This is a genomic window from Streptococcus suis (assembly GCF_019856455.1).
Lineage (GTDB): Bacteria > Bacillota > Bacilli > Lactobacillales > Streptococcaceae > Streptococcus > Streptococcus suis_AE.
Genome location: NZ_CP082205.1, coordinates 1,408,829 through 1,430,265 on the forward strand (window position 1 = coordinate 1,408,829; position 21,437 = coordinate 1,430,265).

The following is a 21,437-nucleotide window of genomic DNA, read 5'->3' on the forward strand; positions in this document are numbered from 1 at the left end:
AAAAAAATTAGACTAGAATTTTCCTAGCCTAATAATATTGTTTTATTTAGGTAATCCTACCTCAAAAATAGTTCCTTTCGGTTGGTTATCTCTAACAGAGATTTTCCCACCTAGTGTCTTGATAATTTGTTGAGCCAGCGATAATCCTAGACCGAAACCACCTTTTTGACGCGTTCTGGCCTTATCAACTCGATAAAAGCGATCAAAGATTTTCTTCTTATCGGCATCGCTGATTCCCAAACCATTGTCGGCAACTGTGAAGTAGACAGATTTATCCTTGATATTAGCTGTAATTTGAATTCTGCCGTCATCGTCGGTATACTTCATGGCATTGTCAAATAAAATGGTAAGCAACTGTTTAATCAGGACCTTGTCTGTTCGAATCGGCTGATGAATCAAATTATTAACTGTTAGTGTTTTTCCATTTTCTTCAGCAATCATAAGGTAATTAGCAAAGATTTCATCAAAATAGTTGGGTTGAACATCAATCATATCGACTTTTAAGCCATCATCACGACGAGCCAAATTGAGTAGGTTCGTTGTCAATAATCGCATATTTCGAACTTCTTCCAAACTAGATCCGATGCTTTCACTACTCTCTAAAATCGTCGCTTCGGGATGGCGAAACAGGCTCTCCAAGCGATTTTGGAGAACAGCCAACGGCGTACGCAACTCATGACTAGCATTTTCAACAAAGTCTTTTTGCTTTTGATAACTGATTAGAATTGGACGCATACTAAGATTCGATAGGTAAATACTGGCTAAGATAGAAATGAGCCAAGCTGAAACCATAACAATAGCAACTGTCGATTCATAGGTCTCAATGGAGGATTTTATTTGGCTGACATTCACTAAAATTGTCGCATATTTTATATCATAGGACGAATAATAACCTAGTTCATCTGTAGCCAGCTCAATCGTCACATAGCGATAATCTTCAGACATACCGAAGCTTGATTCAACCGTTGCTTCCTTAATTCCGCCCAATTTTTCCTTATCTAACGGTAGGTCGGCCAAACCAGTAAAAGTATCTGGATTGACCATTTCTCCACTTTTACTATAGAGTAAGACATGAGTATTGATACCTAATTTCAGCTGTTCTACATCTCTAGTATTTTTTTGATTTTTAGGAACAGGCATGCTATCTGAGCTAGAGCTCGTCGTTTCTTCACTAGTTGGGCTATCTTGAAGTATAAAGACAGAGTTAGGCTCATAGGTTCTTGCGATTGCAAAACCAACAGCCATCGCTGGCTCTTCCTTAATCCGTTTCAAGGTATTATCTGAATTTTGATACATAGTTGAACGCATTAATTGAAAAATGATAGCTGTCATCAAACCAAAAATCAGGGTAAATACTGCAAAATAACGGATAAAGAAGGAAAATTTATCCGTGTACATTAATTTTTTTAATCGCTTAGGCATTTTTTAGAATGTATCCGACACTACGCAGGGTTTGAAGATTTTCCCCGAAGGTCGTTCCTTTCAACTTTTTCCTAATTTTAGAAACATATACTTCTACTACTGAAATAGTAGTGTCACTGTCAAATCCCCAAATACGGTCAAAAATTTGAGTTTTTGGCAAGATAACATTTTGATTTTGCAAGAAGTAGACTAGTAGATCGAATTCTTTTCCTAGCAATTCAACTTCTTCGCCATTTACAGTTGTAGAGTTTGTCGATAAGTCAACGGTCACGTCCCCATAAGTCAGTGTGTTTTCATTAAACTTACCCGCTCGTTTTAATAGAGCTTGAATTCGCATCTTCAATTCTTCTAAATAAAACGGTTTTGTCAAGTAGTCATCAGCGCCCAATTCAAAACCATGGCCTTTATCCTCTAGACTTTCCTTGGCTGTTGTAATCAGAACAGGTGTCGTAACACCTTTTTCACGTAACTCTTTCAAAACTTGGAAGCCATCTTTTTCAGGTAACATTAAATCTAATAAAATTAAGTCGTACACACCAGTTTCCGCTTCATAGATTCCTTCTTCACCATCAAAAACCTGCATGACATCTGCAAAATCATCTAGGAAGTCAAAAACTGAATTGGATAGGCTTAAATCGTCTTCTACCAACAAAATCTTAATCATATTTTTCACCTTTTTCTACTATGTAAAATCGTTCAAGGAACTAAGGAAGAACTTGAACTTTGATTTTCTGTCACTTTTATCGAGTTCACTCTGTATGACCAACAAAGCTGGGTCAATTATACCACTTTTTTCTTATTTTTCCTATTGGTTTGAAGTGCTTGAACTACCTGAAATTTGGTCCTTTATTTCTTGATTTTTCTCTTTTAAGGCATTAACTTCGTCTGAAGAAGTATTTGATTGTGTTGCACCACTTGTAGCATCTGGAGGAGTTGTCCCTTGACCAGGGGGCATACCTTGACTATTTCCATTCTGTCCTGGAGGCATTCCCCGCATTTCACCAGTTTTACCCGGAGGCATATCACGCATCTCACCGTTTCGACCCGATGGCATTCCTTGGGTTGTTTCGCCTGTTGCATCTGGTGGAGTCATACCTTGACTATTCCCATTCTGTCCTGGAGGCAGGCCTTGAGTGTTTCCATTTTGACCAGGTGGCATGCCTTGGCTAGGACCTCCTTTACCTGGTGGAATACCTTGGGGAGCTCCTTGTCCATTCGTTGCTGCAGAATTATTTTGCGCCAGACTTGCCTGATTTTGTGTTGAAACTCCTGTTGAGCTTTTCGAAATGCTAATTCCCCCTGCAAAGCCCAAGGTAGCGGCTGAAATAGCAACCGCTGCCAAAACTGTTTTCGACTGTGACTTTAATTGATTGATTATTGACATAAAATTCCTCTTTTCAATAAAATTTTATCATAGCGAGTCTTTACTCACCTGATGACACGAACAGTATAGAATGAGAAACTTAAACCAATCTAAAGATTCATTGCATTTTCCTTAAAGCAAACTAAAAGAAGTCCTTTCGGACTTCCATCTTACAATTCAGTGATGTCGCCTGTTCGTAGGTAAACAACCCACTCACAGATATTTTTAGCATAGTCACCAACACGTTCCAAGTAAGTCAACACTTGGAAATAGTCACGACCAGCAACCAAGGATTCTGGATTCTTCTTGATTTCTTCTGTTGTTAATTCTTGGATGGCTGAGTAAAAGTCATTGACAATTTCGTCACGAGCTGCCACTTCATAAGCGACCTCAACATCAGAGTTTGCTAGATATAGTTCGAGCGTTTCCTCAACAAGTTTGCGAACTTCTTTCCCCATTTTCTTGACTTCTTCCTCGACTACAGGAATGCGAACTTCGCCCTTCATCCGAATAGCAGCTTTTGCAATAGACACAGCATGATCCCCCATACGCTCCAAGTCGCTGGTTGCTTTTAAAACAGTGATAACACTCCGTAAATCTGTAGAAACTGGTTGTTGAAGGGCGATGATTTCAAGTGATTTTTTCTCCAATTTTACTTCGAAAGCATTGATTTTCTTGTCTGCTTCAATCACTTCTTTAGCCAACTCACGATCATGTGTTGTAAAGGCACGAACGGCATTGTTGATTTGTGCCAACACTTCGTTCCCCATGGCGTAAAATTGGTTATGAAGTTTTCCTAATTCCTCTTCAAATTGAGCTCTTAACATGTGAACCTCTTTCTTTTTCTTATAGGCCTTAGCCGAACTTACCTGTAATGTAGTCTTCTGTTTCTTTATTGGCAGGATTCAAGAACATTTCTTTTGTCAGATTGTATTCTATCAAATCGCCATCAAGGAAGAAACCTGTTCGATCTGAAATACGTGATGCCTGTTGCATAGAACGTGTTACTAGCACCATTGTATACTTATCTTTCAGACCATAAAGTGTGTCCTCAATTTTACCAGCTGAGATTGGGTCAAGAGCTGAAGTTGGCTCATCCAACAAAATAATTTTTGGGCTTGTTGCCAATACACGGGCCACACATACACGTTGCTGCTGACCACCTGAAAGTCCAACTGCTGAGTCATGCAAGCGATCTTTCACTTCATTCCAAATAGAAGCACCAATCAAAGAACGCTCAACTGCTTCGTCCAAGACCTGCTTGTCCTTGATACCGTTAATACGTAAACCATAAACGACATTCTCGTAGATAGACATCGGGAATGGGTTTGGTTGTTGGAATACCATACCGATTTCCTTACGAAGATCAACAGTATCCGTACGAGGACTGTATATGTTCTTTCCGTTGTAATCAATCGCACCTGTCAATGTTACCTCTGGGTTTAAATCTCCCATACGGTTAATAGAACGCAAGAGGGTTGACTTACCAGAACCAGATGGTCCAATCAAAGCAGTAATTTCATTTGGATAGAAATCGATTGACACATTATTCAAGGCTTTTTTCTTGTTATAGTAAACAGACAAATCTTTTACTTGTAAAATAGGTGATGTCATTTGTTCCCTTTCTATCCAAAATGTCCTGAAACGTAGTCACTAGTTGACTTGAGTTTTGCATTCTGGAAGACATTTGCTGTCTTATCATATTCAATCAAGTCACCCAGATAGAAGAAAGCTGTGTAATCACTTGCACGAGCTGCTTGTTGCATATTGTGCGTAACAATGATAATGGTGTAGTCCTTCTTCAATTCAAACATAGTTTCTTCTAACTGCATAGTCGCAATCGGGTCCAAGGCTGATGCAGGCTCATCCATAAGCAAGATTTGTGGTTTTACAGAGATAGCTCGTGCAATACACAAACGCTGTTGCTGTCCACCTGATAAGGTAAAGGCTGATTTGTGCAAGTCGTCTTTTACCTGATCCCAAAGGGCTGCTTGTTTCAGAGAAGTTTCAACAATCTCATCCAAAACCTGCTTATCTTTCACACCTGCACGTTCATGTGCGAATGTGATGTTGCGGTAAATCGATTTTGCAAATGGGTTGGGACGTTGGAATACCATTCCAATATGCTTACGAATTTCGTAAACGTTCATATCTGGTCTATTGATGTCGATTCCTTCATAAAGAATTTGACCGGTTACCTTAGCAATATCAATAGTATCATTCATACGATTAAGACTGCGAAGATAGGTTGATTTCCCACACCCTGATGGTCCAATCAAGGCTGTAATTTTATTTTTTTCGAACTGCATATCAATGCCCTTGATCGCTTCATTCTTACCATAGTAAACATGAACATCTTTTGTCGAAAGGGCGATATTCTCCTCTGGAAAAGTAATGATATGGCGTTCATTCCAGTTGTAATCTGCCATTTTTTCTCCTTATAAGTCAGACTTCTAGGCTGCTGAAGTCATTTTCGCATGAAGTTTCTTACCGATATAACGGGCAGAAAGGTTGAAAATCAAGATGAAAACCAAGAGGATGGCTGCTGAACCAGCTGACACTTGAGTTGCATCTGGGATTGTCCCTTCGCTGTTGACCTTCCAAATATGAACCGCAAGGGTTTCTGATTGACGGAAGATAGAAATCGGACTCGTAACACTCAATGGATTCCAGTTTGACCAGTCAAGAGCTGGTGCTGACTGACCAGCCGTGTAGATAAGAGCTGCTGCCTCACCGAAGATACGACCAGATGCCAAGACGATGCCTGTTACAATCCCTGGAAGTGCTTCTGGAATAACAACATGGAGAACAGTTTCCCAACGTGATAGACCAAGAGACAATCCTGCTTCACGTTGTGTATGGTGAACGTGACGAAGGCTGTCCTCTACGTTACGCGTCATCTGTGGTAAATTAAAGACTGTAAGAGCCAAGGCACCTGATAAGATAGAAAAACCGTACTCAAACTGAACAACGAAAATCAAGTAACCAAACAAACCAACGACAACGGACGGTAGGGATGACAAAATCTCAATACAGGTACGGATAAAGTTAGTCAATGGACCTTTTTTAGCATATTCAGCCAAATAAATACCTGCACCGGTTGACAAGGGAACAGAAATTAAGAGCGTTACAACCAATAGGAAGAATGAGTTGTAGAGCTGAATTCCAATACCACCACCAGCTTTGTAAGACGAAGATTTACTTGTCAAAAAATCCCAGCTTACATGTGGCAGACCACGTAGCAAGATGTAAAGAATCAGTGACGTCAGGATAACGACAATCACACCAGCGATTGAGTAAAGAATACCAGTCGCCAATTTATCAAATTTTTTAGCGTGCATAGTTTTTCTTACCCTCTCTTGTAATAAATTTCATAATCATGTTAAAGATAAGGCTCATCAAGAGCAAGACAAGGGCCAGTGACCAGAGAACGTTGTTTTGAACTGTTCCCATAACCGTATTACCGATACCCATGGTCAGTACAGAAGTCAAGGTCGCTGCGGGCGTTGTGAGAGAAGTTGGGATAACCGCTGAGTTACCAACTACCATCTGAATCGCCAAGGCTTCACCAAAGGCACGCGCCATACCAAAGATAACGGCCGTAAAAATACCTGGCTTAGCAGCATTCAAGATAACACGCCAAATCGTCTGCCAACGAGTGGCTCCCATAGCCAAACTTGCTTCGCGGTAGTGACGAGGTACTGCACGTAAACTGTCAACCGTCATAAAGGTTACTGTTGGCAAAATCATGACAAAAAGTACAAATACACCCGACAAGATACCGAAACCTGTTCCACCGAAGATTGAACGTACAAATGGCACAACTACTTGCAAACCAATGAAACCATATACAACCGATGGAATACCAACCAAAAGTTCGATAACAGGTTGTAAGATTTTTGCACCACGTTTTGGTGATATTTCTGTCATGAAGACCGCTGCACCGATTGCGATAGGGGTCGCAACAACAGCTGACAGAATCGTAACAATGAAAGAACCTGAAATCATTGGCAGGGCACCAAATATTTTCGAGCTTGGTTCCCACTTGCTTCCAAATAAGAAATCAGTGATGCTCACACCGTCAACAAAGAAAGTCGATAATCCACGCTGTGCAACGAAAATCAAAATCATTGCAACAATAAAGACAATCAATGACAGACAAAGGAATGTAATTACCTTACCAAACTTCTCTAATCGAGAGTTTTTAGATGGAGACGATAACTCTTTTGCTAGTTGTTCGTTTTTCATGCTTACTCCTTCTCAGACACCGTGCCATCAGCACTTTTCACAACTTTCATATCGTTGATAGAAATGTATCCCATACTTTCAACGACACCATTTTGAACTTCATCTGACATCATGTAATCTAAAAATTCTTCTGTCAAATCAGTCGCTTTGCCCATCGTATACATATGCTCATAGGACCAAATTGGCCAATCATTTGTTGCTACGTTTTCAGCAGTTGGTTCAAAACCGTTTAGCTTAATTGTTTTAACGGAATCATCTAGATAAGCAAATGATAGGTAGGAAATTGCACCTGGTGTCTGAGCAACAATAGATTTTACCATACCGTTAGAATCTTGTTCTTGACTCTGAGCTGCGGTTTGTCCATCCATGATAACACTATCAAAGGTCGCACGTGAACCTGAACTAGCTGCACGGTTAATGATTGAAATTTCCAAATCCTTACCACCCAGTTCTTTCCCGTTGGTAATCTCACCAGTAAAAATTTTACGCAGATCTTCTGTGGTAATATTATCAACTGTGACTTTTTCATTGACAATCACAGCAAGACCTACAACGGCAACTTGATGGTCTACCAATTTGCTGGCATCAATCCCTTCTTTTTCCTCAGCAAATACGTCAGAGTTACCAATCTGAACAGCTCCAGACTGAACTTGTGACAAGCCAGTACCTGATCCACCACCCTGAACGTTGACGGATTTACCGATATTGACACTACCAAATTCATCTGCTGCTGCCTCAACAAGTGGTTGAAGCGCTGTCGAACCTACGGCTGTAATAGACTCTCCTCGATCGATCCAAGAAGAACAACCTGAAAGAGCCATACTACTCAAAAGAAACAAAGCTACAATTCCAAGCTTCTGCTTTTTTTTCATTTCGTTTTTTCCTTTACATTTTTCAGTGGAATCTCCTAAAATTAACTCTGTGTTTTACATAGAATTTACAAGATATTTCCACTCATCCACTATATCATATAAAAAGACAAGTTGCAAAAAAAATTTGCTGATTTATTTTAAAATCTCAGCCCTTTTGGAAAGCCATTTTTAAGCGTTCCAGATACAATTTTTGCGAAACCAAGACCGTTCCCCTGAACTGCTACCTGATACCAGCCATTAGCTAAATCCTTGGAAACAGCTATTGTATGTCCAGCAGTATAGGACGAGAATTCTTCTGAGCTGATTTCCACTCGATTTTTAACCTCCGAACTATGGAGTGCTAGACCTAAAGCAAAACTTGGTTCAAATCTTTTTTTCTTAAACGTCCCCAAGTGAAGACCATTTCGAGCAATCTTTACTTTTGACAAATCAGGAAGGCCGTGTGGCAGTAGATAGAGATTGTCCCCAAAAACCTGCAGTAAACCATCCAATTGAACCCTTAAATGCTTCTGTTCAAATTCTTTCCAGAGAGATTGCTGTTCTTTATTCAAATTGGATTTTCCTGGTTTTAATTTTTTCTGACTGGATTCTCCTAGAAATCTAAATTTGGCAACGAACTGACCTTCTCCTGCAAAATGGTGGGGATACATACGAGCAACTTCTGGATAACCGACTCCTTCTACCATTCCATTGATTTTAGGAATGTCTATTAGTTCCAAATCATACTGTTCTAAGAGCCACGTCACTACTTCTTCATTTTCCTCTGGTGACCAAGTGCAAGTAGAATAAATCAATTGACCACCTGGAGCCAACATGTTCAAGGCCGATTCTAAAATTTCACGCTGTAAGCTGGCACATTGTGCTGGATAATATTTGGACCAATATTGAATCGCATCGGGGTCTTTTCGAAACATCCCTTCACCTGAACAGGGAGCGTCTAGGACAATCATATCGAAATATCCTTGAAAGACCTTTTCCAAGCGGTCTGCTGATTCATTTGTTACAACAACATTCCTCGCTCCGAAACGCTCAATATTTTCAGCCAAGATTTTTGCTCGTTTGTTGGAAATTTCATTACTAACCAAGAGCCCCGTATTTTCTAAGTATGAAAGCAAGTGGGTAGACTTTCCTCCTGGCGCTGCTGCCAAGTCCAACACTTTCATCCCTTTTTCCGGAGCTGCAATCTGACCGACAACCTGTGCAGCTGGCTCTTGTGAATAAACCAAACCAGTCACGTGTTCAGGCGATTTACCTGAAACTTTACCATAGTAAGACCAAGGCATATCTGGAATTAGTTGCTCAAAGTCCAACTGATTTTCCTTTAGCGGATTGACCCGAAAACCTGAAATAGCTGGCTCATCAAAGCTCTCAAAAAATGCTTGGGCTTCACTACCAAGCAAATGATTATATTTATCTATAAAATCCTGTGGTAATTGCATTAGAATATATACCCCTTCACTTCCTCAAGATGGGATTCTGATACTAGCATGACAAACTCTCGCTTATCATAGGCCAGATTCGGACCATCAAAACTTAACATAACTAAGCCTAAAGAGGAACCAATAATACTGGCTGCTGCGTAGTCCCATGGACACAGATAAGAAGCATAGGCAAATAATCTTCCTTCCAGAACGTGGGCGAAACCAATCCCAGCGCTTCCTACAGATCTTGTACCTAAACTTTGATTTGCTAATTCTGCCACTCCATGTGCATTGCCTGCATACAACTTTGCATTGATTCCTATCAAACTCTGGCGAAGAGGGCGCAGCTCTGGTTTCTTTAAGCGTTCTTGATTGCAATAAACAGGGAATGAATCTCCTCCATGGAAAAGTTTGTCTCGCATGACATCATAAATGATACCGAACTTTCCTACTCCATTTTCAAAATAGGCAATCATAATGGCAAAATCAGTTTTCTGAGCAATAAAATTTGTGGTGCCATCAATTGGATCAATAACCCAAACATTTCCCTCATGAATAGAAGAAACGTCCCCACCTTCCTCACCTAAAATCCCATCACCCTGATAGCGAGATTGAATCTGTTGAGTCAGCATTTCTTGCACTTGTTTATCAAGGTGTGTTACCAAGTCTGTAAAGTCTCCCTTTTCTTCAATCTGAAGATCATCATGTAAATGCTGTCGGAGAAAATTTCCAGCTTCCAGGACAATCGTTTGGGCAAAGTGATACTTAGTTTCCAAAACGAATAACTCCTTTCCCTTTATCTCGAGCAGCCTTAACAACTCGATAGGTTGAATAACCAGAAACTGCTTCAAAGTCACGATCAATTTGACGTTCCTGTCCCTTACTTTTAACAACATCTTTGAAGCTTTTATAACTAGCTAATATAGCTACCGCATCTGCTCCTTTTTCATAAGCTGCCTCCACCTGATTCAAAAAAGAAAGCACGGAGGAAATCTCCTCTGTGCTCCACAAAAAATCAAGTGGATATGAATAATTTTTGTTCATATCTTTTATCTTTCTTATCCTATTTCTGCTCTCAATGTAGCATTTTTTAGTTCTTGTTTGCGATACTTCCGCGGAAGAAATGCACGAATTTCATCTTCATTAAACCCTATCTGCATCCGCTTCTCATCCAAAATAATCGGACGCCGTAAGAGACTCGGATAGGTTTCGATTAACCCAATAAGCTGCTTCACAGAAAGCTCATCAACATCAATATCTAGTTTCTGAAAAACTTTTGAACGGGTAGAAATCAAGTCATCTGTCCCATTTTCTGTCAATGCTAAAATGTTCTTCAATTCCTCAGCAGTTAGAGGTCTAGTCATAATATTGTGCTCAATAAAAGGGACTTCGTGACTTGTCAGCCAAGCACGAGCTTTACGACAACTGGTACAACTCGGTGACAAAAATAAAGTAATCATGTCTTCCATCCCCTCTAAAAACATTTTTCTTCTTATAGTATACTCTAACTTAAAAGAGTTTTCAATAGTAAATCTAATCTCTTCCCTGTAATTTTTCCAAAGATTCTATTTTTTTCTCTAAGCGTAGCAATATTTCGTTTTGTTCATCAATTTTTGCCATCAAGGTATCCAACTTCGTTTCACGCTCTGTTTCAGAGAAAAAACGAGTTATTGTAGAGGTAACCATACCAAAAGTACAAATACCAACCAACATCAAGAGGATGGCTATAATTTTAGAAATCGTATCTTGGGGGACAATATCTCCGTACCCTACAGTTGTCATCGTTACAATGGACCACCAAAGTGCATCAAAGAATGATTTCCCTTCAATCACTGATAGTAAGACACTTGCAACTAGAACCGCTGAGATATTTAACATCAACACTTTGGATAAACTGTTGGTATGCAATAGCTTGTTGATTGTATCCCAGAATCGATTAGACAGGGCAAATATTCTCGTTACTTTGACTAATCTGAAGAGTCGTGCACGTCTTCCCAAGCGAAGAAAACTGAAGAACAAATCGAATGGAATAATAGCAATTAATTCTAACACATGCCCTTGTACATATTCAATTCTATCGTCTGAGTAATACAGCTGAATGAAATAATCGCAGACAAAAATAAACCATAAGAGCAAGTCTAGTACCCGATACCCACTAGAATTAGCAATATTAGCATCCATCAATTCAAGTACGATAAGAAATACATAGACTACAGCTATGTAGGTCATAGCCTTCTCATAAAAAGGATGACGAATCAATCGTTTAAGCATATTTCTCCCATTGCAAGGCAAATTCCTCATCGGATTTCATCTGCTCCATCAAACCTTCAATCCCGTCAAATTTAACCATATCTCGAATTTTTTCAAGCCAAAAAATAGTTATTTTTTCTCCGTAGATAAAGCGGTCAAACCCCAAAATATGGGCTTCTATCCGCATCTCCGTTCCATCAAAGGTCACATTTTTCCCAACGCTTGTCATAGCTCGATAGCGTTTTCCATCTACTTCAACATCAGCGACATAGACTCCCTCAGATGGTAAATGGACACGGTCAAAAGGTGCCAGATTTGCAGTTGGATAGCCAATGGTGCGTCCTCTGGCATCTCCATGAACAACAATTCCCTCCGTCATAAATGGATAACCTAAAAGTTGATTAGCTAGAGAGACATCCCCTGACTGGATAGCCTGACGAATGCGAGTTGAAGAAACTTTCTCTCCGCCCAGGCTCACTTCACTTACAATTTCTACCTGACCACCAAATAGCTCTGTCAAATCTTTGACATCTGCTCTGCAATTTCCGAAATGATAATCGAAACCTGCCACTAAGACTTGTGCGTTCAACCCCTTGATGTAGCGCTCCAAAAACTGCTGAGGAGTATTGCTTGCAAACTCACTGGTAAAATCTGTCAAAACCAGCTGGTCTACACCGTATTGCTCCAACAAGTGGTAACGCTGATCTTGACTGGTCAAATGCAGTAAAAGTTCTGGGCTAAAGCGAGAAAAAGCCAATCGAGGTGACTCTGGAAAGGTCAGAACAGTTACTGTCAATCCTTTTTCATCTGCAACTTGTCTAGCACGGTCTAAGAGGGCCTTATGCCCCAAATGAATCCCATCAAAATAGCCTAATACCAAAACAGTTGGTTTTTCCTGATGGAGTTCTTGATAATTTTTTATCGTTCTAATCTTCATATTGTTTATTTTATCACAACTAGGCTAAAACTTCTTCTAGAAAAACCTTGCGAGGCTTGTAAACTTGGTCACGTTTTTCCAGGATAGCCACCAGTTTCTCCCTATGAAAACCTGCCAACAATTCCGCCTGACTATCTAAGGTAATAAAACGACCATATCTAGCCTCAATCACTTGCTCAAACGTCAAATCAACAATGGGCAGGTCACCAATTCCCTGTTCAATGGGACGGAGGAAGGAAAAATCATCTTGGGCAACCTTCTCAGCAATTTCCTCGATTGTCAGGGCATCAGCCAGGCTCATACCAGCTGAACCTGTACGCTCCAGCTTAGACATGTGACTGGCATAGCCTAACTTAGCCCCTATGTCAACAGAAAGAGTACGGACATAGGTGCCCTTTCCACAACGAACTCGGAAGGTAAAACGTGCACAATCATCTGCTAGTTCAATCGGGCTAGTCCGTTCAAAACTGTAAATCTCAATTTGGCGTTGAGGGCGCTCAACTTCTTCGCCCGCCCGTGCGTATTCGTAGAGTTTGCGGCCGTTTACTTTGACAGCAGAGTACATAGGCGGAATCTGGGTAATAGTACCGACAAAACTAGCCATGGCCTCATCAACTGCCTGCTCTGCTATGTCCAAAACCGGTGTCTGCTCGACGAGGTCGCCCGACGCATCCTCGGTCGTGGTCGAATAGCCGAGGGTAATCTCTCCCTCGTAAATCTTGCCCTCTTCCTGCATGTACTCAATCATGCGCGTGGCCTTGCCGACTGCAATGGGCAGAACACCTGTCACATCTGGGTCCAAGGTCCCCCCGTGACCAATCTTCTTCTCCTGCAAAATCTTACGGAGCTTAAAAACAACATCGTGCGAGGTCATGCCTGCCTCTTTTTTTACGTTAATAATTCCTGAAATCATGTTCCCATTATAACACAAAGGACCGCTCTTGTGGGCGGTCCGGTATCAATCAGTCATCATAGAAACGATAGCTACCGAATGTTGTACCTATCAAATTCTCAAGTTCCTTATGAATGCGTCGCATGGTTCCAGAAGGGGCGACTTCATATGTAACAGCCTCATCAATTCCGGTCTCTTCCTCCTCATCATAGCCCCAAGAAAATAACAACGGAGCGTCATAGTATCCTTTGTCAGCAAATTTTATAGTCGACCATTCCAACAACTTGATTTCCTTTCAAAAATGACTAAACTAGAGTTCCCGATGAAAATCGCTATCAATCTCAAAAAATGGTTGAATATCCTGAACATACTCCAAAACGCCTTGAAATTCTCCTTGGTCATCACACACTGCCTTATAGACCACATAGACAAACTTGTCCATGCTCTCGGACTTGAACCACATGGTGATCTGGTCTTTTTGCCCTGTGCGGAGCAGTTCAAAAATCTTCTTGACCTTGTCCACTATTTTGGGAGGATGGCAGAGCTCCACATGGCGTCCAATCTGGCTTGGCGTCCGTTTGAAAATCATGTCTTCGACAGGGTGGCTGTCATTATAATATTGGAAAATATCATCATGTTCATTGCTATCTTCCTATTAATCCATCCAATATTTCGATCAATTTTTCTTTTTCCTGACTCTCATTTGTTTTAAACCTGATTAGAGGGAGGTCGTATTTTTTCAAAATGTTATCCTTCATAATATCACGTTCAAACTGCTTAGAATTACCTTTGTGGAATGCATATCCATCTACTTCTACAGCTAGTACAGGGGCTTTGGTAAGTCTATTAATTATCAAAAAATCAAGGTGCGTATTTCCATGCCTTGCATACTTCGCTTCCACTTCTGTTAGTCGAGTAAAATCCTTCACAAGATTATGCAGTTTATAGACAATATGTAAAGACCCCCAGTTGAGAATTCGTGGATTTACCTGTACACTAGAATAAAAAAACAATCAACTTCTAACAGGAATTACCACACTCAATTGGAGGTCTTATATGTTTCATTTTACCACACTTTTCATCGGAATGGATGTTCACAAAGAAAGTTTTTCACTCTGCTATTATGATATGATGACCAATCAATTCAAACATAGCACTAAAGTTAGTCCAAATGTTAGCTATATTGTGAACTATGTGAATGAGCTTCGTCGTTTATATGGTCAAGATGCAGAAGTGTTATGTGGCTACGAAGCTGGATGCCTCGGATTTACCCTATATCACCAGCTACAAGCTCACGGGATTCCCTGTATCGTGATGGCACCTACAACGGTAATGAAGGAAGGATCTAAGCGTGTTAAGACTGATAAGAAAGATGCGGCTCAGCTCGCAAAAGCTCTGGCCTTTCGTAGCTATCAGCCTGTTCATATTCCTACTGCTGAGGATGAACAAGTCAAAGAATATATCCGTATGAGAACAGACCACAAAGTGGCTCTGAAGAAAATCAAACAACAAATTCTTGCCTTCTGTCTCCGACATGATTTTCGCTATACCGAGGGAAGCAGTAATTGGACACAGAAACATGTTCGCTGGCTCCGTTCCCTAAAACCTGAGGGACTTTACGCAGAGATTTTGACAGAATATCTATTGACCTATGAGAAATTAGTAGATCAAATAGAACGGTATGATGCACGAATTGAGCAACTGGGTCAAAGCGACAGTTATCAAGAGAAGGTCTCACGGCTTTCTTGCTTTATTGGCATTAAAACACTAACTGCTCTTTCCATTGTGACAGAAATCGGTGATTTTAATCGCTTTGCGACAGCTCAACATTTTGCTTCTTATCTTGGGCTAACTCCTAGCGAAAATTCTAGCGGCGACAAGGAGAGAAGAGGTGCTATCACCAAAGCTGGGAATAGCCATGTGAGACGACTTCTGATAGAAGCTGCACAATCATTGGCTAAGGGGACGATTGGGTATAAATCCAAAGAATTGAAAAGGAGACAAAGTGGAAACCGAGTGGAGGTGATTGCTTATGCGGATAAGGCTAATGAACGCTTAAGAAGACGTTATCGCACACTTGTTCTAGGAAAAAATAAGAAACAAAATGTTGCTAAAACAGCTATTGCACGAGAATTGTCTGGTTTTATTTGGGGGATGATGACAGGAAGAATAGCTTGAAGTTAGCGCTTGTTTTCATGTACACTTTTGACCATTAAGTTTTATCATCGCAGAGCGATGAGGAATCCCTATTTCTATCCAAAATCACTGGGTGAATTTGGACAGAAATAAGGATTGAAATCATGTTTGAATGGAAAGTATCTTGAAGGAGTTTAGGACTTCAAGGTTTGAGTCATCTACGAAACGACTAAGTGGCACAATTGTGATCCACGCTTATAGAGAGTAGGACTCGCGGCAGAACCATTGACCTGTAGGTAACCAATCCACGAATATCAGAGTGGCCAATGCCCGAAGCTAAGAACTAGGCTCTTTCTAGATACTTTTCATTTTTTAATCAGTTCGATTGTTTTTACTTGACAAAGGGCTTTACATATCAGTCATGTATAACATCTAAACTATTATATTTTTCATCGCTCATAAACACTTCCCTAATTCGATGATACATTAAATTCTCAGAATCATATCGCGATATCCGTTTTCGTTTTCTAAAATATTCCTCCTTTTCTTGCTCATACTGTTTGTATAAGTAATCGAAGATGGAATATATAGGGCTCTCTCTTACTTCAAAATTATTATATTGTATATATCCCAATAAATCACTAATATTTTTATCTAACGATTGCTCATTCCCAGTCATGACAAGAAATAATTTATTTTTAGCTCTTGATATCGCCACATTTAGTAAGTACGGATCATCCGTAAAACGTGTTATGCTGTTATCAACCGTGGAGATGATTATCGTATCTTTTTCTTTTCCCTGAAACTTATGGACTGTATTGCTTTCCAAATCATCAATTTGCTCTTGCAACTTCTCTTTCTGCTTTCGATAAGGCGTGACAACTCCTGTCCGCTCCCGATAGATTTCATAATTTGGAATAACATCTTTCAGAATTATATCAATCTCTCTCTGACTATAGTGATCTCGAGCGTGATTTCCCTTAGGTGTTCTAATAGCCTGAAGAACATCTTTTTCCCCATTATCACCTGTCATAATCACTAAGTCACCATTATAAAACTTTTGATTGCAGAAATTGATAATTTTGGGATGACATCTATAATGCTCTCGTAATAGCGTTTCTGGAATATTCGGAATCACTTTTAGTACCGATTGAAGAAAACTGTTTGTGTATTCATAACCACTATGAACACCGTATTTATGGAAAAGCTGAGCACTACTTTCTTTGACATCTTTTGTGACAATATGCGGTAGCTGTTTACTATCTCCAACAACTACAACATTTTTAGCACAGGATAATGCTAGTGCCCCAGTTGTAATATCCACTTGTGAGGCTTCATCTATGATTAAATAATCATAGGTAATATTCTTTCCTAAACTTGTTGTTGATGAAAATGTTGTACTAAGAACAATAGGATATTCTAGAAGAACTCGTTTCGATTGTTCCCTTAAATCTTCCTTTGTAAACTGTACTCTATTTCTTTCATTCCCATACTTACTAACTAGAAAATCTTTGAAAATCTTTAATGAATCACTGATCAAATTGTTTAAAACTTCCGTACCATTTAAGTGAACCAATTCTTCTTGAAGAGTTTCTAATTTAGTCCTTATTTCTGTTTGTTTATGCTGGTAAAATAGGTTCTGAAATTGTATTGTCAAATCAGACAATTCTTGTTTATAAAGTTCCCAGTTTTTAACACCATATAATAAAAAGTTTTTTATCTTAAAAATTAAACCAAACCTTTTATTCTTTTTATAGAATTCCTCAAATTCATTCCAAAGCTTAAATAACTTCTTAGAAGAATAAAGGTTTAATTCTATAGGCGATATATCTATGTGCTCAAAAAAATCTTTGAAATGGCGAAATTCCGTTTCTAATTCTGAAAGTTCTTGTCTCAGATTGGCCAGTTCTTCCTGAATTTCAAAAATACGAGGAAGCCTACGAATCTTTTCATTTAATTCCTTATCAAGGCTTTCCATTCCATTATCTTTTAATCTCCAAGAAGAAAAATCAGGGTACATACTATGCTGATTGAGAATAAAATTATTTTTATTTTTTTCACTTCCAAGATAAGCCACGGGAAAGTCAAGACCATAGTTCTTTAGTTTTTCGTAAATATTATCAATGGCTGCATTATTATTAGAAACAATTAGAACCGTCTTATTCCGTATCACTATATTAGCTATAATATTCAGAATCGTTTGTGTCTTACCAGTCCCAGGAGGTCCTTGAATGACACTAAATTGATTTATTAAGGCATTTTTTGTTGCTTTATATTGACTATTATTACAACCAAAAGGGAAAATCAATTCCCCATGAAACGGCAAGTTATTCTTCTTACTGGGACTTAGATAGCTCGCTAAAGCAACTGTTTTGTCTACGTAATCCAATTCCTCATACCTTTTTAACAAGAGCAATTGATCAGTCCCAGAGTTTCTCAGAGGATTCAGCTTAGATAGTTCCGTCAAATAACTAAAAACATGACGACTATTCGAATGTGTCAACTCATTTTGCCGTATTTCTAGGTCTCTCCCCATATATAATTTTCCAGTGCCATTTTTGTAGCGGATGATATAAGCCCGTGAGTGCGTTCCATTGAATTCAAACATTGACTCAATATTATTTAATAAAACCCCATCTTGCCTTCTATAAACTCCTATCTCTGAAGGATTCAACTGTTTGGAAAACTTCAGCACCTCAACTCTCTGCACATTGTAGCGATAAGGTTGGACATTATTTTTAAAATAAATTTCAAAGTAGAGCTTCCCTTTGTAACGAATCGATTGAAGCGACTCGATATTTTCTGACTTGTCCTCTCCATCAATCAAAATTATTTTTCTATCTTTCACTATATCTCCACTCTCACTTTCAATCTTAATATTCCTCCTCCCTCAACGCCTCAAACTTGGCTTTCATGGTTGGGTTATTGCGGGTTAGTTTTTTGACGGAGACATCGTCTAGCTTATTATTGGCTAGGCGAAGCTGGTTTTCGCTGGTAGTCAGGGCTGCCTTGACAGCCTCCATCCGCTTGATTGCCTTGTCGATTTCATCAATAGCTTTTTGGAAATTGTTGCTGGCCGATTGATAGTTTTTGGCAAAAGCATTCTTGAAAATTTCCAAATCTTCTTCAAAATGAGTAATATCAATATTCTGCTCCTTAACCAAGGCTAACTCCTGCTGATATTGCAGACTATTGAGCGCAGCATTTCGTAAAATTCCGATTAATTGGATAAAGAACTGTGGTCGAATAACATACATCTTCTCATATTCATGACTAACATCCACAATCCCTGTATTGTAATAGTCATTGTCCGCCTCTAGCATGCTGACTAATACAGCATATTCGCACTTTTTCTCCCGACGGTCCTTATCCAACTCCTTAAAGAAATCAGCGTTTTTATGCTTGGTCTTGGTCGTATCTGCCTCGTTTTTCATTTCGAACATGATGGAAATAAATTCCAAGCCCGACTCGTCAAAATCACGGAAGATGAAATCTCCTTTTGAACCGGACGCTGATACTTCGTTGTCCTTCGCAAATTTGGCACGTGGAAAAGCATAGGAACGAACCTTGTTAAACTCCGCCTCAGCAAATTGCTCCAAGCTCTCTCCAATTGCCTTAGTAGACTGCTGGGCCTTGAAATTTTTGTAAAATTCCACCTGCTCATCCGCCGCCTTGAGCCGTACTTCGTACTCCTGACGAGTGGTCGCCAGGGCTAACTCTTGCTTTTGTTCCTGCAAAACCAAAGCATTTTGTGCCGCATCCCGCTCTTTTTCCACCTGAGCTACCGCCTGCTGCAACTCCAAGTCCTTGGCGAGACCGATTTGCCCCAGCTGAGCCTTAAGCTCTTGGATTTCTTGGTCTTTTTGGGAAATAGCAGAGCTGATTTCCAGTTCCGTCTGACTAGCAAATTTATCAAGTTTTGCGGTCAGTTCCAGAATCTCCTTATCCTTATCACTCAATCTAGCCTGCAAATCATTTTCAGCCTTCTGGCTTAATAATTCCCGTTCCCGCTCCAATCGTTCATGGATTTCCTTGTCAAACTCCGCACCACGTACCTGGGCTAAAAGCTGACTATATTCTGTTTCATTGACCTGAAAGGCCGTCCCACAATGGGGGCAAGTAATTTGATGCATATTCTCTCACTTTCTTCTTTTCAAATAAGATATTAATTTATGTAAAACCGTAGCTACTCCCAGCGCCAATAAAAAATAAAAGAAACGAACCGCATTTCTAGCATCTAGAAGTGATAGAGCCCAAAGGACAAAAATCGTTATGGCAGTCGGCCATCTCCAGCCCCAGGTCATCTTCCGTTTGATAAACCATTCCATCCAATCTTCATTAGAATCAAACCGTGTTTCATAATATTCTTCTTTCAGTTGTTCCCACCACTTTTTCATAACAACCTCCTTTCAGATCACAGACCTTCTAATTCAAGCTCCAGAAAAGTCTTCCACTTTTCCTGCAAGGGTTGACGCACAGGCGGCTCCTGACTTTCTAAGAATTTTTTGATACATTCATTTTGCACCAACCATCCTGTCATGTCTTTTTGAGCATTCGCAAATTCATTACCAAAATCTTCTGGAATTCGTTCTTCAAAAGTAATCAAGGTCTGATTTTCTAGCTGAGACAGTGTAAATGAAACTATTGCTGAATCCCACGTGTAGGCAATTTTTTCATTTTTTCGATATTCCAGTAAATCCATGGTTTCACGGAAGTCTTCCATTTCAAATATCAACTTGTCACCCTCAACCCTCAACTGCGGAAACCAGCGAACAAAGCCACTATTCTTTGCCAACAAATTCCATGCCTCCACCAAACTAGCCGACACAGAATAGCAAATGCTTAGCAGGTAGTGCCCCGCCTCTTTCTTCACACTAATCTTCATATCATACTCCTATTCTATACTTCTATTATACCAAAAAACACCAGTCTATAACCGATGTTCCATATATATTTATAATTTTTGACCATCAGTAAGCAGCCCATTCTCAATTTTTATACCGTATTTCTTCTAGCATTTCAATCCGTCCTCTCTCATTTTGTGCTATACTAGATGTATTGAAAACAAGGAGGTTTATATGATTAAACTAATCGCTCTTGATATGGACGGAACCCTTTTAAACGAGAAAAAAGAGCTGATGCAGCCACAGATTGATGCCATTCATCAGGCTGTTGAAGCGGGCGTCAAGATTGTTCTTTGTACTGGTCGGCCCTTGGCTGGTGTTAAACCTTTCGTAGAGCAACTCGGCTTTGACACCGAGGAAGAATTTATCATTGTCAATAACGGCTGTTCAACCCATTCGACAAAGGATTGGAGCCTGATTGACTGGGAAGAACTATCTATCTCTGATATTGATTATCTTTCCACTTTTATTGAAAATGATGATGTGCAAATTTCTCTCTTTGATGAGGAAGACTACTTCGTTCTTGCAGAAAAAGCCAATGCACGCGTTAATTTAGACGCAGGTTTAGTAGGAATGACTCCTCAACCAATTGATTTAAAAGAAGCCCAGTCAGGTCAGCATCGCTTCTTTGAAGCCATGTTCGTCGGTGAAAAAGAGCATATCGATGCCTTTGAAAATCAACACAATCCTATACTCAGCCAAGGCTATTCCACCGTTCGTTCACAGGACTATCTGTTGGAAATTTTACCAAACGGTGCAAGCAAGGCAACTGGTTTGAAAAAACTGGCAGACCGCCTCGGTATCCTCCCAGAAGAAATCATGGCTATGGGAGATGCCAACAACGACCTGGAAATGATTGAATTTGCTGGACTTGGTATTGCCATGGGAAATGCCAACGAGCAGGTCAAGGCTATCGCCCAGGACATCACAGACACCAATGAAAACAACGGCGTTGCCAAAGCCATTGAAAAACATATTTTGAACAAATAAGG

General features: G+C 39.8%; 24 protein-coding genes and 1 pseudogene. 2 read left to right on the plus strand and 23 right to left on the minus strand.

The features are described 5' to 3' along the window. Positions 1–42: 42 nt before the first annotated feature. The 19 genes and pseudogenes from K6969_RS06825 to K6969_RS06915 all read right to left on the minus strand — a co-directional run bounded on the left by K6969_RS06825 (position 43) and on the right by K6969_RS06915 (position 14,334). Positions 43–1,422, minus strand: coding sequence for a sensor histidine kinase (locus K6969_RS06825; RefSeq protein WP_029943182.1), 1,380 nt, complete (start codon positions 1,420–1,422; stop codon positions 43–45). After that, complete coding sequence (locus tag K6969_RS06830; RefSeq protein WP_014637852.1) at positions 1,415–2,086, minus strand: response regulator transcription factor; 672 nt, start codon at positions 2,084–2,086, stop codon at positions 1,415–1,417. The genes K6969_RS06825 and K6969_RS06830 overlap by 8 nt, the downstream gene beginning before the upstream one ends. Before the next feature lie 141 nt (positions 2,087–2,227). Next, positions 2,228–2,806, minus strand: coding sequence for a hypothetical protein (locus tag K6969_RS06835; RefSeq protein WP_321537342.1), 579 nt, complete (start codon positions 2,804–2,806; stop codon positions 2,228–2,230). A 149-nt stretch (positions 2,807–2,955) separates the two neighbouring features. Next, positions 2,956–3,612 carry a phosphate signaling complex protein PhoU gene (gene phoU, locus K6969_RS06840; protein WP_002940865.1) on the minus strand — a complete coding sequence of 219 codons (657 nt, stop codon included), beginning with the start codon at positions 3,610–3,612 and terminating at the stop codon, positions 2,956–2,958. A 28-nt stretch (positions 3,613–3,640) separates the two neighbouring features. Next, entirely contained in the window at positions 3,641–4,399 is a 759-nt protein-coding gene (gene pstB / locus K6969_RS06845) for a phosphate ABC transporter ATP-binding protein PstB (RefSeq protein WP_002937614.1), read from the minus strand. A gap of 11 nt (positions 4,400–4,410) precedes the next feature. Continuing rightward, the gene (gene pstB / locus K6969_RS06850) at positions 4,411–5,214 is read right to left on the minus strand and encodes a phosphate ABC transporter ATP-binding protein PstB (protein WP_002940866.1); all 804 of its coding nucleotides are present in this window, start codon (positions 5,212–5,214) and stop codon (positions 4,411–4,413) included. A gap of 24 nt (positions 5,215–5,238) precedes the next feature. Further along, positions 5,239–6,126, minus strand: a complete 888-nt coding sequence (gene pstA / locus K6969_RS06855; RefSeq protein ID WP_029177889.1) for a phosphate ABC transporter permease PstA — start codon at positions 6,124–6,126, stop codon at positions 5,239–5,241. Beyond that, positions 6,116–7,033, minus strand: coding sequence for a phosphate ABC transporter permease subunit PstC (gene pstC, locus K6969_RS06860; protein ID WP_002937619.1), 918 nt, complete (start codon positions 7,031–7,033; stop codon positions 6,116–6,118). The genes pstA and pstC overlap by 11 nt, the downstream gene beginning before the upstream one ends. A gap of 2 nt (positions 7,034–7,035) precedes the next feature. Further along, on the minus strand, positions 7,036–7,905 hold the full coding sequence (locus tag K6969_RS06865; protein ID WP_321537343.1) for a phosphate ABC transporter substrate-binding protein PstS family protein: 870 nt from the start codon (positions 7,903–7,905) through the stop codon (positions 7,036–7,038). 137 nt (positions 7,906–8,042) lie between these two features. Further along, positions 8,043–9,344 carry an RsmF rRNA methyltransferase first C-terminal domain-containing protein gene (locus tag K6969_RS06870; RefSeq protein ID WP_171942487.1) on the minus strand — a complete coding sequence of 434 codons (1,302 nt, stop codon included), beginning with the start codon at positions 9,342–9,344 and terminating at the stop codon, positions 8,043–8,045. Beyond that, positions 9,344–10,102 carry an inositol monophosphatase family protein gene (locus K6969_RS06875; protein ID WP_170244744.1) on the minus strand — a complete coding sequence of 253 codons (759 nt, stop codon included), beginning with the start codon at positions 10,100–10,102 and terminating at the stop codon, positions 9,344–9,346. The genes K6969_RS06870 and K6969_RS06875 overlap by 1 nt, the downstream gene beginning before the upstream one ends. Further along, a complete protein-coding gene (locus tag K6969_RS06880; protein WP_029173631.1) occupies positions 10,092–10,370 on the minus strand; it encodes a UPF0223 family protein in 279 nt (92 codons plus the stop codon). Before K6969_RS06880 ends, K6969_RS06875 begins: the two co-directional genes overlap by 11 nt. Before the next feature lie 14 nt (positions 10,371–10,384). Next, positions 10,385–10,786 carry a Spx/MgsR family RNA polymerase-binding regulatory protein gene (locus tag K6969_RS06885; RefSeq protein WP_029173630.1) on the minus strand — a complete coding sequence of 134 codons (402 nt, stop codon included), beginning with the start codon at positions 10,784–10,786 and terminating at the stop codon, positions 10,385–10,387. 73 nt (positions 10,787–10,859) lie between these two features. Continuing rightward, a complete protein-coding gene (locus tag K6969_RS06890; protein WP_029173629.1) occupies positions 10,860–11,597 on the minus strand; it encodes a potassium channel family protein in 738 nt (245 codons plus the stop codon). Continuing rightward, entirely contained in the window at positions 11,590–12,513 is a 924-nt protein-coding gene (locus tag K6969_RS06895) for a bifunctional riboflavin kinase/FAD synthetase (protein ID WP_029173628.1), read from the minus strand. The genes K6969_RS06890 and K6969_RS06895 overlap by 8 nt, the downstream gene beginning before the upstream one ends. A gap of 19 nt (positions 12,514–12,532) precedes the next feature. Continuing rightward, on the minus strand, positions 12,533–13,423 hold the full coding sequence (truB, locus tag K6969_RS06900) for a tRNA pseudouridine(55) synthase TruB (RefSeq protein WP_032512205.1): 891 nt from the start codon (positions 13,421–13,423) through the stop codon (positions 12,533–12,535). A gap of 52 nt (positions 13,424–13,475) precedes the next feature. Continuing rightward, positions 13,476–13,688, minus strand: a complete 213-nt coding sequence (locus tag K6969_RS06905) for a hypothetical protein (protein WP_226961070.1) — start codon at positions 13,686–13,688, stop codon at positions 13,476–13,478. A gap of 27 nt (positions 13,689–13,715) precedes the next feature. Next, positions 13,716–14,039 (minus strand): annotated as a pseudogene (locus K6969_RS06910) (PAS domain-containing protein); the annotation flags it as partial. Positions 14,040–14,049: 10 nt separating this feature from the next. Continuing rightward, on the minus strand, positions 14,050–14,334 hold the full coding sequence (locus K6969_RS06915; RefSeq protein ID WP_321537344.1) for a DUF2726 domain-containing protein: 285 nt from the start codon (positions 14,332–14,334) through the stop codon (positions 14,050–14,052). Positions 14,335–14,461: 127 nt separating this feature from the next. On the opposite strand from K6969_RS06915, the gene K6969_RS06920 reads away from it, so the two are divergent. Then, positions 14,462–15,583, plus strand: a complete 1,122-nt coding sequence (locus K6969_RS06920) for an IS110 family transposase (RefSeq protein ID WP_321537345.1) — start codon at positions 14,462–14,464, stop codon at positions 15,581–15,583. Between the two features lie 373 nt (positions 15,584–15,956). Here K6969_RS06920 and K6969_RS06925 read toward each other — a convergent pair whose 3' ends face one another. The 4 genes from K6969_RS06925 to K6969_RS06940 are packed head-to-tail and all read right to left on the minus strand — an operon-like array spanning position 15,957 to position 20,426. Next, positions 15,957–18,389 carry a DEAD/DEAH box helicase gene (locus tag K6969_RS06925; protein WP_321537346.1) on the minus strand — a complete coding sequence of 811 codons (2,433 nt, stop codon included), beginning with the start codon at positions 18,387–18,389 and terminating at the stop codon, positions 15,957–15,959. A gap of 25 nt (positions 18,390–18,414) precedes the next feature. Then, positions 18,415–19,674, minus strand: coding sequence for a DUF2130 domain-containing protein (locus K6969_RS06930; RefSeq protein WP_029943189.1), 1,260 nt, complete (start codon positions 19,672–19,674; stop codon positions 18,415–18,417). A 6-nt stretch (positions 19,675–19,680) separates the two neighbouring features. Further along, positions 19,681–19,938: a hypothetical protein gene (locus K6969_RS06935; protein WP_171942485.1), complete on the minus strand. Its 258-nt coding sequence runs from the start codon at positions 19,936–19,938 to the stop codon at positions 19,681–19,683. A 17-nt stretch (positions 19,939–19,955) separates the two neighbouring features. After that, positions 19,956–20,426, minus strand: a complete 471-nt coding sequence (locus K6969_RS06940) for an ATPase (protein WP_171942484.1) — start codon at positions 20,424–20,426, stop codon at positions 19,956–19,958. A 193-nt stretch (positions 20,427–20,619) separates the two neighbouring features. Between K6969_RS06940 and K6969_RS06945 the strand changes: the two genes are divergently transcribed. Further along, positions 20,620–21,435, plus strand: coding sequence for a Cof-type HAD-IIB family hydrolase (locus tag K6969_RS06945; RefSeq protein WP_029173374.1), 816 nt, complete (start codon positions 20,620–20,622; stop codon positions 21,433–21,435). Positions 21,436–21,437: the final 2 nt, after the last annotated feature.